General features: G+C 74.8%; 11 protein-coding genes. 8 read left to right on the forward strand and 3 right to left on the reverse strand.

What is annotated here, in order from left to right; translation table 11 throughout:
* From HDA43_RS29545 to HDA43_RS29575, 7 genes are all read left to right on the forward strand, one after another.
* Complete coding sequence (locus HDA43_RS29545; RefSeq protein WP_179827474.1) at positions 1–1,236, forward strand: hypothetical protein; 1,236 nt, start codon at positions 1–3, stop codon at positions 1,234–1,236.
* Positions 1,233–2,696 carry a JmjC domain-containing protein gene (locus HDA43_RS29550; RefSeq protein WP_179827476.1) on the forward strand — a complete coding sequence of 488 codons (1,464 nt, stop codon included), beginning with the start codon at positions 1,233–1,235 and terminating at the stop codon, positions 2,694–2,696. Before HDA43_RS29545 ends, HDA43_RS29550 begins: the two co-directional genes overlap by 4 nt.
* Positions 2,693–3,982, forward strand: a complete 1,290-nt coding sequence (locus HDA43_RS29555) for an MFS transporter (protein ID WP_179827478.1) — start codon at positions 2,693–2,695, stop codon at positions 3,980–3,982. The genes HDA43_RS29550 and HDA43_RS29555 overlap by 4 nt, the downstream gene beginning before the upstream one ends.
* A gap of 52 nt (positions 3,983–4,034) precedes the next feature.
* The gene (locus HDA43_RS29560) at positions 4,035–4,742 is read left to right on the forward strand and encodes an SRPBCC domain-containing protein (protein WP_179827489.1); all 708 of its coding nucleotides are present in this window, start codon (positions 4,035–4,037) and stop codon (positions 4,740–4,742) included.
* Positions 4,743–4,800: 58 nt separating this feature from the next.
* Positions 4,801–6,312 carry an alpha/beta hydrolase family protein gene (locus HDA43_RS29565; RefSeq protein ID WP_179827490.1) on the forward strand — a complete coding sequence of 504 codons (1,512 nt, stop codon included), beginning with the start codon at positions 4,801–4,803 and terminating at the stop codon, positions 6,310–6,312.
* 82 nt (positions 6,313–6,394) lie between these two features.
* Positions 6,395–6,811 carry a DUF6176 family protein gene (locus HDA43_RS29570; protein ID WP_179827491.1) on the forward strand — a complete coding sequence of 139 codons (417 nt, stop codon included), beginning with the start codon at positions 6,395–6,397 and terminating at the stop codon, positions 6,809–6,811.
* A gap of 124 nt (positions 6,812–6,935) precedes the next feature.
* Positions 6,936–8,072: a carboxylate-amine ligase gene (locus tag HDA43_RS29575; protein ID WP_179827492.1), complete on the forward strand. Its 1,137-nt coding sequence runs from the start codon at positions 6,936–6,938 to the stop codon at positions 8,070–8,072.
* A 114-nt stretch (positions 8,073–8,186) separates the two neighbouring features.
* Here HDA43_RS29575 and HDA43_RS29580 read toward each other — a convergent pair whose 3' ends face one another.
* Complete coding sequence (locus HDA43_RS29580) at positions 8,187–9,734, reverse strand: NAD(P)-binding domain-containing protein (protein ID WP_179827493.1); 1,548 nt, start codon at positions 9,732–9,734, stop codon at positions 8,187–8,189.
* Positions 9,731–10,300: a carboxymuconolactone decarboxylase family protein gene (locus HDA43_RS29585; protein ID WP_179827494.1), complete on the reverse strand. Its 570-nt coding sequence runs from the start codon at positions 10,298–10,300 to the stop codon at positions 9,731–9,733. The genes HDA43_RS29580 and HDA43_RS29585 overlap by 4 nt, the downstream gene beginning before the upstream one ends.
* A 342-nt stretch (positions 10,301–10,642) precedes the next feature.
* Here HDA43_RS29585 and HDA43_RS29590 point away from each other — a divergent pair, with 342 nt between their 5' ends.
* Positions 10,643–11,038 (forward strand): nuclear transport factor 2 family protein, encoded by a 396-nt coding sequence (locus HDA43_RS29590; protein ID WP_179827495.1) that lies wholly within the window; start codon positions 10,643–10,645, stop codon positions 11,036–11,038.
* 436 nt (positions 11,039–11,474) lie between these two features.
* Here the strand turns inward: HDA43_RS29590 and HDA43_RS29595 are convergent, their stop codons facing one another.
* Positions 11,475–12,131, reverse strand: coding sequence for a carboxymuconolactone decarboxylase family protein (locus HDA43_RS29595; RefSeq protein WP_246424751.1), 657 nt, complete (start codon positions 12,129–12,131; stop codon positions 11,475–11,477).
* Positions 12,132–12,420: the final 289 nt, after the last annotated feature.

Raw genomic sequence — 12,420 nt, forward strand, 5'->3', positions numbered from 1 at the left:
GTGCCCAAGTTCGCCTACCACCGCGACGACTCCGTCTCCTTCGGGGAGCTCCGCTTCACCGGGCCGCGGGTGCTCGACACGGCCGAGCTCGCCCGGCGCTGGCGGGCGTGGATCGACCTGGGCGACGCCGACCCGGCCCCGCTGCGGTCGCGGCACGCCGTACACCTGGCGCGGATGCTCACCGGGGAGGCCGAAGAGGCGGCGCCCAACTGGTTCGCCACCGTGTCGGTGACCAGCTCCCGCTACCAGGTCGTGGCGCAGGCCAGGGCCGTCGAGCACCGGTGCGAACGGCCCGCCGGCCTGGCCGGGCGGCTGCGCACCCCCCGCTGGCAGGCCCTGGTGACCGCGCTGGAGCGCTGGCCGGCGCTGCCGCCGGCCCGCAGGGTCGTGGTGGTCGCGCTGCTCACCCAGCTCGGCTTCCACCGCCACGTCGTCAGCCTCGTCGGCACCCTCACCGCCGCCGCCGACCCGCTGTCGCAGCAGCTGGCCTACGAGGCGTCCCGGGCCGCCTACCAGCTCAACCGCGCCTCGCCCGTCCCGGGCCGGGTCTTCGGCTGGCTGGCCGAGAACGCCGCCCGGCCGGCGCTGCGCACGCTCGCCGCCCTGCAACTGGTCTCCACCCGCTCCCGCGGCGGCGGCGACCGCGCGGAGGCGGCCCGGTGGCTGGCCGCGGCGCGCCGGGCGGCCGACGGCCTGGACGCCGAACCTGACTGGCTGGCGCACCTGGTGACGAGCCGCTACCACCGCGCCGCCGCGCTGCACGAGCTGTCCGGCGGCGACCGCGAGCCGGTGGTCGAGCACATGCGCCTGGCGCTGAGCCACGACGAGGACATGGCACGGTGCGCGCCGGACCCGGTGCGGGCCCACTACCGGGCGGAGAACCGGGGGCTGGTCCTGGAGGCCCACCTGAAGCTCGACACCCTCACCGGCGAGGCGAGCGCCCCCGCCGACGCCGTGGCGCAGCTCAGCGCCCTGGACCCGGTCGATCCCGAACCGCTGTACGCCGTCGGCGCCTACCTCGCCGGACGCGGCGACTGGGAGGGCGCCCGCGAGGCGTTCCGGCGGGCCGCGGGGTCGGGCACGCTGCGCGGGGCGATGGCCGCCGCCGCCGCGGCCGACTGCTCCGAACGGCTGGGACGCCCCGGCGACGCCGAGGAGGACCGCCTGCTCTGCCTCGACCTCGACCCGGCCGCCCGCCTGGCCGCCCGCCCGGGCCCGGCCGGGGAGGGAAGATGACCGGCACGCGCCGACCCCCCGCCCCGGAGGAGACCGGAACCGGTGAGCATCTCGCCGACCGCGGCCCGGAGCGGCCCGGAACCGGCGGGCTGCTCACCGTCCGGCCGCTGGAGGCCCTGCCTGACCTGGAGGGCCTGCGCCCCGGCGACCCCGAGCCGGGCGGCCGGCACGCCCTGGAGGAGATCGTCACCACCCTGCCCGTCGCGGAGTTCCTCGACCGGTACTGGGGACGCGACTGCCACCTCGACCCCGGCGATCCCGGTGATCCGGGACGGTTCCACCACCTGCTGCCCTGGCCGGAGCTCGACCGGCTGCTCGACGGGCACCGGGCGTGGCCGCTGCGGATGCAGGTGGCGCGGGGCAACGCCTCGCTGCCGCCGTCCTCCTACCTGGAGACGATCCCCGGCCGGGGCGTCGGCCGCGAACCGGCGATGCGGGTGTCCAGCGCCAAGCTGCACGCCCGGTTGCGCGAGGGCGCGACGCTGGTGTTCGGGTCGGTGGACGAGGCGGTGCCCGCGGTGCGGGAGCTGGCCGAGCGGCTCGAACACGACCTGCGCGCCGAGGTGTTCGTCAACCTCTACGCCTCCTGGGGACAGGTCGGGGCGTTCGACCCGCACTGGGACGACCACGACGGCATCATCCTGCAGGTCTACGGGCGCAAGGAATGGCGGCTGTACGGCGTCGGCCGTCCCGCGCCGCTGCCGGGCGACGGCCCCCTCAACGAGTGCCCGCCCCGGCCCCTGCGGCAGTTCGAGCTGACCGAGGGGCAGGCGCTGTACGTGCCGCGGGGCCACTGGCACGCGGTCCGGCCGGTCGGCGGCACCACCGTGCACCTGACGTTCGGCATCCGGCGGCCGGTGGTCCGCGACCTGCTGCGCTGGGCGGTCGACCGGCAGCTGAACCACCCCGACGCCCGGCTCGACCTGCCGCTCGGCGGGTGGGACGACGAGCTCGCCGGCCGGCTGTCCCGGCTGCTCGGCGGGATCGGCGAGCTGCTCGGCGCCGAGGGGTTCGGCCGGTACGTCGCCGAGCGGGACGGGCGGGCCGCGGCTCGTCCCCGCCACCTGCTGCCGCACGCGGTGACCGACCTGTCCGGCGGCTGCCCGCCGGACGCCGTCGTCGTCCTGGCCGCCCCCCGGCCGGTGGCGCACGGCGGGGACGGGCGCCGGCGGACCCTGCTGTCGGGCGGCCTGCGCTACGACTTCGACGCCCGCTGCGAGCCGCTGCTGCGCCGCCTGCTCGGCCGCCGCCCCTGGCGGGTGGGCGATCTCGCCCGGGAGGCGGCCGCCGAGGGCGGCCCGGACGCCGGGGAGTGCCGGCGGCTGGTGGCCGAGCTCCTCGGGCACGGCCTGCTGCGGTTCGACACCGGTCCCGTCGCGCCACCCGGACCACCCGGCGGGCCGCCCGCCGGGGCATCCGGAGAGCGGTACGACCGGCGGCCTGAGGAGGGACGACGATGACGGACACGATCCCCGGAACCGGGACGCCGCGACCCCCCCGGCGGCCCGGCGCGCTGTCCCTGGCGCCGGACTTCCCCATGCTGTGGGGCGCCTCGGCGGTGTCGCTGCTGGGCAACGGCATCTCCTCGGCGGCGCTGCCGCTGCTGGCCGCCACGCTCTCCACCGACCCGATGGTGGTCGCCTCCGTGGTGGTCGTCGGGAGGCTGCCCTGGCTGCTGTTCGCCCTGCCGGCCGGGGCGATGGCCGACAGGTGGGATCGCAAGCGCGCCATGTGGCTGGCGGACCTGGTGCGGGCCGCCCTCACCGGCGTGCTGGCGGTGGCCGTCGCGGCGGGCTTCGCGAGCATCGGGCTGCTGATGGCCGTCGGCTTCCTCATCGCGGTCGCCGACACCGTCTTCGACAGCAGCAACACCGCCGTGCTGCCCAAGGTCGTCTCCGGCGACCCCGACCGCATCCGGCGGGCCAACTCCTGGCTGGTGGGGACCAGGACCACCGTCGAGTCGTTCGCCGGGCCTCCCCTCGGCGGGCTGCTGTTCGGCTTCTCCCGGGCGCTGCCGTTCGTCGGCGACGCGCTGTCGTTCCTGCTGAGCGCCGCGCTGCTGCGCAGGATGCGCGGCGACTACCACGTCTCCCGCAACGTCTACGGCGAGACGGGGCTGTGGCGGGCCGTCGCCGAGGGCTGCTCCTGGCTGTGGCGGCAACCGGTGCTGCGGTCGATCACCGCCGTGGCGGGCCTGTTCAACGTCGCCTGCCTGGCGCAGACCGCGATCTTCGTGCTGTTCGCCCAGCAGGAGCTCGGCCTGGGGGCCTTCGGGTTCAGCCTGCTGCTGGCCGTGGGGTCGTTCGGCAGCCTCTTCGGCGCCGCGCAGGCCGGCCGGCTCAACGCGTGGTTCGGCACGGCGGTCAGCCTCCGCCTCGCCCTGGTCGCGGCGGGCGCCGCGTGCCTGGTCACCGCGGTCGCCCCGGACGCGTGGACCGCGGGCGCCGCGGAGGTCCTGGCCGGGTTCGCCGCCGCGATCTGGAACGTCAACCAGATGTCGCTGCGGCAGTCCGGCACGCCCGACCACCTCCTGGGCCGGGTCACCGGCGCCCACCGGCTGGTCACCTACGGGGGGATGCCCTTCGGCGCGCTGCTGGGGGGCCTCCTCGCCTCGGCCGCCGGCCTGCGCGCGTCGTTCGTCGTCGCGGGAGCGATCATGCTGGCGCTCGCCGTGTTCGCCGCCGCCACGATCACCCGATCCCGTGTCACCGAGCTGGTCGGAGAACCGGCCGCCGGCCGGGGATGAGCACCGCCGCACCGACCCACGCAACCGCCGCGCAACCGACAAGGAGCAGTCAATGGTGGGCAACAGCTTCGAACGCGTCCTGAACCACTCCCGCGAGAAGGTCTGGCGGGCCATCTTCGACCCCGCCGCGGCCGAGCACTGGCTCGGCGTGGTCGCCAGCGTCATGCCCGAACGGCCGGGCGCCGCCTTCTGCTGGCTCTACGACGCGGGCGCCCGCAGGCCGACCGCCTACACCGGGCGGATCGGCGCCCTGGAGACGCACCGCCGGCTGGAGCTGACCGTCGGCCTGATCGCCTGCGACGCCGAGGTGACCATGGTCTTCGAGCTGGCCGACGACGACGCCGGCCGTACCCGCCTGACGCTCCGGCAGGACGGCTTCCCCGAGGAGGGCAACGGCAGGTTCGAGCGCGACGGGTTCCTGCACCACTGGGACCACTTCCTGGACCTGCTCGGCGACTACCTCGACGAGACCCCGCACAACTACCACACCATGCACCGCACCGAGCTGGGGGTCATCCCCGTCGGAGCCGTCGCCGGCGAGGGCATGCTGGTGCAGGACGTGGCGCTCGGCGCGCCCGCCGACGTCGCCGGGGTGCGCCCCGGCGACGTCATCCGCGCCGCCGACGACTTCCTCTTCGACAGCCTCGACGACCTGGACGTGTGGGTCGAGAACCACCGGCCCGGCGACCGGGTGAACCTGGTGATCGGCGAACGCGTCGTCCCCGCCGTCCTGCGGGCCAAGCGGTACGCGCCGTCCTGACGGAGCGCGCTCCCGGCCACCCCGACGGCCCCCCCGACGGCCATGGACAGGAGGCACGATGCCGGACGTCATCCCGCTGCCGGAGCGGACGGAGCGGATCACCGCGTCGCTGCCGGACCCGTTCCGCCGGTCCCAGCTCGACGGCGACGGCCCGGCGTTCGCGCTCACCCCGGCCGGGCCGGTGGTGAGCGCCGACGCCTGGTCCGGCCGCCATCTGGCGCTGCTCACCGGCGGGCGGTGGACGCCGCTCACCGCCGGGCCGCGGTGGCATCGCCGCCCCCGGTGGGACGGGGAGCGGCTGACGGCCGACGTGTCACGCGACCTGGCCGCCGAACGGTTCGGCGAGGAGACGGTCCCGCTCCCGGTCCCGGTTCCGGCCGCGGGCCGGGAGCCGTCCCCGGTCCCCGGCCCGGCGGGCCGCGGAGGGAAGGTGGTCCACCCGGTCCTCGGCGAGGTGCTGCTGCCGCCGCGCGCCGTGGTCGAGGCGGTCGTGCCGGACTCGCCGCGCCGCGACAGGATCGCCGTGCTGCTGCGCCGGGGACCGGCCAGGCGCGTGGTGTGCGTGGACGGCGGCGGCGTCTCCCACTGGGACGGTCCGGTGACCTCCGTCGGGCCGTGGCTGTCACCGGAGGAGGTCGTCGTGGTCGCGGAGACGTGGCCGGGCCGGGCGGCCTACGCCTGGCACACCCGCACCGGGGCGCGACGCCGCCTGACCGGGCCCGGCGCGGCCGTGGTGGGCGACGTGCTGGCCGGCGACGGGATCGCCGGTCTGAGCTGGACGTCGGCCGGGCAGCCCCGGCGGCTGTGGACGGGGGAGAGCGCCGAGCTCGCCGCGGGAGGGCTGCGGCTGCGGCCCGACCCGCCCCGCGGCCAGGCGCCCCCGCCCGCGCGCCACACCGTGCTGCAGGGGCCGTGCTGCCCGCTGCCGTGCCTGCTGCGCGACCCGCCCGGTACGGCGCGCGGCACGGTGCTGCTGCTGCACGGCGGCCCGAACGGGGTGAACCTGGGGACCTGGTCGCCCTTCGCCGAGTCGCTGGCGCTGGCCGGCTGGCGCGTCGTCCAGCCGAACGTGCGGGGGAGCAACGTGCTGGACCCGGCGCTGCGCCCGCCGCCGCCCGGCCGCTACGGAGTGGACGACGCCGACGACGTGCTCGCCGTACTGCGTCAGGTCGCGACCGGGCCGGTCGTGGCCGGTGGGATGAGCTACGGGGGTTACCTCGCGGCCCGGGTCGCGCGCCTGTCCCCCCGGGTGCGCGGGGTCTTCCTGCTCGGCGGGTTCCTGCGGTTCACCGACCTCGGCGACTCCGGCCACGACGGGGTGCGGGCCTTCCTGCGCACGGCCGGTGACCGCCTCGCGCCGGACGCGGCGCCCGCCGCCGTGCCGCACTTCGTCGCGCACGGGGAGGAGGACCCGCGCATCCCCGCCGGCGCGGTCCGCGCCCACCTGGGCGAGCTGCCGGCCGGGTCGGAATGGGTCGGCATCGAGGGCGAGGGCCACGGGATGCTCACCGACCACGCCGCCAGGAAGGTCTTCCCCCGGTTCTTCGCCTGGCTGGACGGGCTCGGCTGAGCGCCGCGGCCATCCGGCGGCCGGAGACGGACGGGGGACGGGGGACGGAAGGAACCGGACACGACGGAAGAGGTGATGGACGATGCTGCGGGTGAGCGTCAGCAAGGTACGGCCGGAGCAGGTGGGCCGGCTGCGCGCGTGGTTCGCCGAGCTGTCCGGTCCCCGCAGGGGCGAGCTCCTGGCGACCTTCGTCGACGAGGGCGTGCGGCACGAGACCGTCCTGCTGGTCCCCACCTCCGACGGGCCGCTCATGGTCTACGTCATGGAGGAGGAGGACCCGGCGCGGTCGATCGCCGCCTTCCGGGACTCGGCCCACCCCGTCGACGCGGACCACCGGGCGGTGCTGTCGGCGGCGTTCATGGGGGTGGCCGAATACGAGGTGCTCCTCGACGTGCCCGCGGAGCCGCCCGCCGACCTGTCCACCGGCCCGTCCGCGGAGCCGCCCGCCGCCCGGCCCTCCCGGCCGCCGGCGGGCGGCGCGGCCCCTGGAACCCCCTGAAAACCCCCGGGGAACCCCAGAACCCGCCGGGTCCGGGGACGTGCCGCCCGATTGTGCCGCCGCGTCCGGGACCGGGCCGATACCGTGGCACCGCCGCCCGCACACCCCCGGCCTGGAGCGAGAGATGACGGCGACCGCGCAGACCCCGCCCCCCGTACCCTTCGACCCGATCCGTCCCCTGATGGGGGTGGAGGAGGAGTACTTCGTCGTCGATCCGGTCACGCGGGCCGTGACGCCCCGGGCCGCGGAGGTGGCCAAGCGCGCCGCCGCCGTCCTGGGGGAGCGAGCGAGCACCGAGATCATCCGGTTCCAGGTGGAGGCCAAGACGCCGCCCTGCGCCGACTCCGCCGACCTGGCGGAGCGGTTGCGCGAGATGCGGGCGGCCATGGCCTCGGCGGCGGCCCGCGAGGGGCTGGCGGTGGTCGCCTCGGGAACGCCCGTGCTGGGCGACGTCGTCCCGCCGCCGATCGTCGACGACCCGCGTTACGACCTCGGCATCGCCGCCTACCGGACGCTGCACGACGAGCAGAGCATCTGCGCCGGGCACGTCCACGTCCACCTGCCCGACCGGGCGCGGGCGGTGCTGGTGGGCAACCACCTGCGGCCGTGGCTGCCGGTGCTGATCGCGATGACGGCCAACTCCCCGCTGTGGGCCGGCCGCGACACCGGCTACGCCGCCTGGCGGGTGCTGTGCTGGAACAAGTGGCCGGTCGCCGGGCCGCCGCCGTACTTCGCCGAACCGGAGGAGTTCGACCGGCTCGTCGCCACCCTGACGGACGCCGGGGTGCTGGTGGACCCCGGCACGGTCTTCTGGGACGTCCGGCCCTCGGCGCGGCTGCCCACCCTGGAGGTGCGGGTGGCCGACGTGCCCGCCACCGCCGGGGAGTCGGCGCTGCTCGCCGCCGTGGTCAGGGGTTTGGTGGTGACGGCGCTGGAGCGGGTCGGCGACGGGGACGCCGGGCCGCGTCCGCCGGAGGCGCTGCTGCGCGCCGCCTACTGGCAGGCGGCCCGCGACGGCATGGACGGCCACGGCATCGACCCGCTCACCGGTGAGCGGCACCCCGCCGCCGACCGGGTCGGCGCGCTGCTGCGCCACATCCGGCCCGCGCTGGAGCTGACCGGCGACCTGGACATGGTGACCGAGCGGCTGGCCCGGCTGGGCGGGGAGGGCACCGGGGCGGCCCGCCAGCGGGCCGTCCACGCCCGCCGCGGCCTGCCGTCCGACGTGGTGGACCACCTCGTCGGGCACTTCACCGCCTGACCGGCCCCACGGCGTCGCGGGTCGGCCGGCCGGAGGCGGGACGCCGACCGGACCGGCGGCCCCGGCCGCGCCGGACGGCGGTCTCCGGACGGCCGGGCGCGCCGGGCGCCGGGCTCAGGGCAGTTGCCCGGTGAGGAAGTCGTGCAGCGGCGCCACGTGCCGCACCGGGTCGCGCCAGGTGGCCTGCAGGTCCTCCAGCAGGTGCCGCTCGGCGACCTGCTCGCCGTCCCGCCACACCCGCACGACCGGGTGCAGGAACGCGCTCTCGTGCGCCCGCTCCGGCGTCGGGTGCCGCCGGATGGCGAAGACGTCGGGCTGCTCCTGCCGCCCCCACCGCAGGGTGACCGTGAGGCACAGCCCCTCGTCGCCGAACCTGCCGACCGCGTAGTCCTCCGGCAGGTCGGTGTGGCGCCGGACCCGCCCGGTCCGCTCGTCGAGCACGTAGACGTCGCAGAGGTACTCGAACTGGGTCCACAGCGCCGAGCTGTGGTTGACCCGGTCCAGGATGTCGCCGGCCAGCGTCTCGGCGTCGGCCGGCAGCCATCGCTCCTCCAGCGGCACCCCCTCGTAGCGTTCGGCCAGCAGGGCGGCCAGGGTCCGCAGGTTGTAGCGGAAGCCGTCGATGAACGCCGAGGAGGCGCGCTTGAAGTCGCGGGCCTGCATCAGGGTGCCGGCGAAGTACAGGCCGTCGACGTTGGCCGACCGGAAGTCGGGGCGGATCGCCGGCATGCGGCCGTTCGGGGCGAGGTCCGGGCGGCAGGAGTCGTCGAAGACCGAGGTGTCCATGGTGAACCCGGTGCAGCGCAGCACCCGGTCGTACTCCAGCGTCGCCCGCTCGCCCTCGGCGAGGGTGTAGGTGATCTCCACCTCGAACCGGTCGCCCACGCGCCGGATCCGGTCGACCTCGCACTCCAGCACGCCGTGCAGCGTCTTGAACCAGTAGCTGTCGAGCAGCGCGCCGTACTGGCCGCGCACGTGGCCCGGATGCTTGCTCGTCCAGGCCAGCCGTACCGGGCTGGGGCTGGCCAGGTGGATGACGGCGGCGTGGCCGAGCATCGACTGAGCGGTCTCGAACGCCGAGTTGCCCTTGCCGATGATCAGCACCCGCTGGTCGGCGAAGTCCTCACCGCGGACCGGCATCTCCTCGTAGCCGACGGCCAGCTCGATCCCGGGGATGTCCGGCACGTACGGCCCGCCCCAGCCGGTCGCCATGATCAGGCACTCGGCCCGGAACACCTCGCCCCCGGCGTGTACGGCGAAGCGCCCGTCCTCCTCCCGGACGATCCGCTCGACGGAGACGCCGAAGGCGACGTTGAGCTTGTGCTCGCGCTGGAAGTCGCCGAGGTAGCGCACCAGGTCACCGGCGCCGGGGAAGTACTCGCGCGAGTAGCGGGGGAACAGCAGGTCGGGGGAGTCGTTGAGCAGGGAGTTCCAGTCCCAGCGCAGGGCGATCTCCGGGTCGTCCTGGCCGGTGTGGACCTTGTTCAGCGAGATCAGCCTGCGGTGGCGCGGGTAGCGGCGGAAGAAGCCGCCCGGCGCGTCCTCGCGCTCCAGCGTGAGGTAGTCGGCGCCGGCACGCTCCAGGAAGTAGCTGAGCTGCAGGCCCCCGGGTCCGGCGCCGACGATCAGGTAGCGGTGGGAGTGCCCGCCGGGCGCCGTCACGGCCGCGGGCCCGAGTGCTCGGCGGCGGGGGTGGTGCTCCCGTAACCGTGGGTGACGATCTGCTCGGCCACCGCCGCGTACACCGCCGGGTCGTCGGGGGCGTGGGTGCCGAGCCCGTCGACGTAGCGGTTGAACATGCAGAACGCCGCGGCGATCAGCACCGTGTCGTGGATCTCCAGGTCCGTCGCGCCCTCGGCACGGGCGGCCGTGACATGCCCGGTGGAGACCTCCTGCCCGCCGCGCTGCACGGCCGCGGCGATGTCCAGCAGCGCCCGCAGCTTCGGCGAGACCGGCGCGGTGGCCGGGTTCTCGCAGGTCTGCCTCACCAGCTCCATCCCCTCGGGGAGCTGGGCGGCGGCGAACGCCGCGTGCGAGGAATGGCAGAAGCGGCAGCGGTTGAGCGATGACACGTAGGCCGCGATCAGTTCGCGCTCCCCGCGCGACAGGGTGCTGTCCCCGCGCAGCAGGATCTCGGCGAGCCCGTTCAGCGGGGCCGCGGTCTCCGGGCGGAACCGGAACAGGCCCCTGATCCCCGGGTCGTCGGTGGGGAGGGCGATGTGGGGCATGGACACTCCTCGTGCCGGCATGGTCGGGGCATCGTGGTCAGGGCGCATCACGCGCCGCCGGCGGAACGCTCCGTCCGGCGGACGCCCTCATGATCGGCACGTGCCCGCCGCGATGTCAACGGCCCATCCCGTCTTATCCACCTTTCCCATCGTTTTTCCGGACCCATTTACGGTCGTCATTAAAACTGGGTTGTGGTGTGGATCTTTTTCGGGGCGACGCCGGTGTCCTGCGGTGCTTCTGATGACTCTTGCCGCTTTTGCCCGAGTGACGTACCGTCACCGGCGCCCCCCTTTTCATCCTCGTCACCTCGGGGAATTCGACCCTGCCGAAAGAGGAGCGCCATGTCCGAACACCCCAACGCCGGCGTCGTGCGCAGCGCCTACGACGCTCTCGCGAAGAACGACCTCGACCAAGTCCGTGACAACCTGCTCGCCGACGACGTGGTCTTCCACGTCCCCGGCCGGGGCGCGCTGGCCGGCGACCACCGCGGCAAGGAGGCGGTGATCGACTACCTCCGGCGGCTCGGCGAGGCCACCCAGGGGGCGCTGCGGTTCGAGCCGGAGTCGTTCCTGGCCGACGACGACCGGGTGGCCGCGGTCCTGCGCGTCGTCGGCGAGCGCGGGGGCAGGGTCCTGGACGAGCGCGGCGTGCACGTCTTCCGCGTCGCCGACGGCAGGATCACCGAACGCTGGAGCTTCCCGCAGGACTCCTACGCGGTCGACGAGTTCCTCGCCTGAGGCGCCGCCTCTCCTTTCCGGTTCTCTCGCCCGGGGGTCCTCCCCGGGGCGTGCGGCGCGGGGGACGTGTGGCGGACGTCCCCCGCACCGCGCGGTCTCCTTCCCGGTGTCTCGCGGGCGGGCGGACGGCGGGGGCGACGGGGAAGGCGTCATCCCCTCGAACCGTCCGATCCGCGTGGACCTCTCCGTTCCCTCGGAGCTTCCGCGGCGTCCTCCTTTCCTTCCGGAATCTCCTCTCCTTTCTCTCTCCGTCCGTTCCTTTCTTTTCCGCTCGTCCTCCTCCTCTTCCGCCTGAGAGCCTCTCCTTTCTTCTCCCGCCGTCATCCCCTTCGCGCCTCTCCCCTTTTCTCCTCCCTCCGCCGGGGCGTTCCTTCTTTCCCGCGGTTCCGGGCGGCCCGGCCGTACGGCCCGCGGGGGCCGGCCGTGCCGTGCCCGGTCAGGCCTGGGCCTGGCGCAGCGCCTCGGCCAGGACCGTCACGTAACCCCCCTTCATCCGGGCCCGCGCCGCGTAGGCGTCCGGGTCGTCGGGGGCGTGGGTGCCGAGCCCGTCGACGTAGCGGTTGAACATGCAGAACGCCGCGGCGATCAGCACCGTGTCGTGGATCTCCAGGTCCGTCGCGCCCTCGGCACGGGCGGCCGTGACGTGCTCCTCGGTGACGTGCCTGCCGCCCTCCTGCACCGCGCCGGCGAGGCGCAGCAGCGCCTTGAGCTTGGCCGAGACGGGCGCCGACTCCGGGTCGGCGCAGACCGCCTGCACCAGCGGCATTCCCTCGGGCAGCCGGACGGCCGCCAGGGCGGCGTGCGTGTAGCAGCAGAACCGGCACTCGTTGCGCGCCGACACGTACGTCGCGATCAGCTCCCTCTCCCCCTGGGTGAGGGTGCTCTCCCCGCGCAGCAGCACGTCCACCAGCGCGTTCAGCGGCAGGGCCGTCTCCGGGCGGAACCGGAACAGTCCCCGCACCCCCGGCTCGTCGGAGTTGAGCGTGATGTAGGCGCGGGATCTCTTCTTTCCCGGCCGGGTGAACCGGATCAGCCGTAACGGATCGCCGACGGTTCCGGCGCCTTTTCTCGCGGACGCCACCGCCTTCTTCATGGGAATTTCCACGATTTCCGCGGAAGTGGTCTGGACTGTCATCCCCTCATCCCTGTCTCCGGTTTTCCGGTGCGTTCTCGCATTTACAACTCTGCGCTTCCGGAAGGCCCCGTTCCAGGCTTCCGCGGGGCAGCAAGCTGCTCGTTCCCCGCCGTTTCCTGTCACGGAACGGCGCTTGACAATCCGTACGGCCCCGCCCGCGGCCGGTGCTGGATGATCCACCGGCTCGCCGATCTTTCTGGAATCCGTCAAATCTCCAGAAAGTGGGTTGAAACGTGCAAAAGGGGAA

Source organism: Streptosporangium sandarakinum (assembly GCF_013409935.1).
Taxonomy (GTDB): Bacteria; Actinomycetota; Actinomycetes; order Streptosporangiales; family Streptosporangiaceae; genus Streptosporangium; species Streptosporangium nondiastaticum.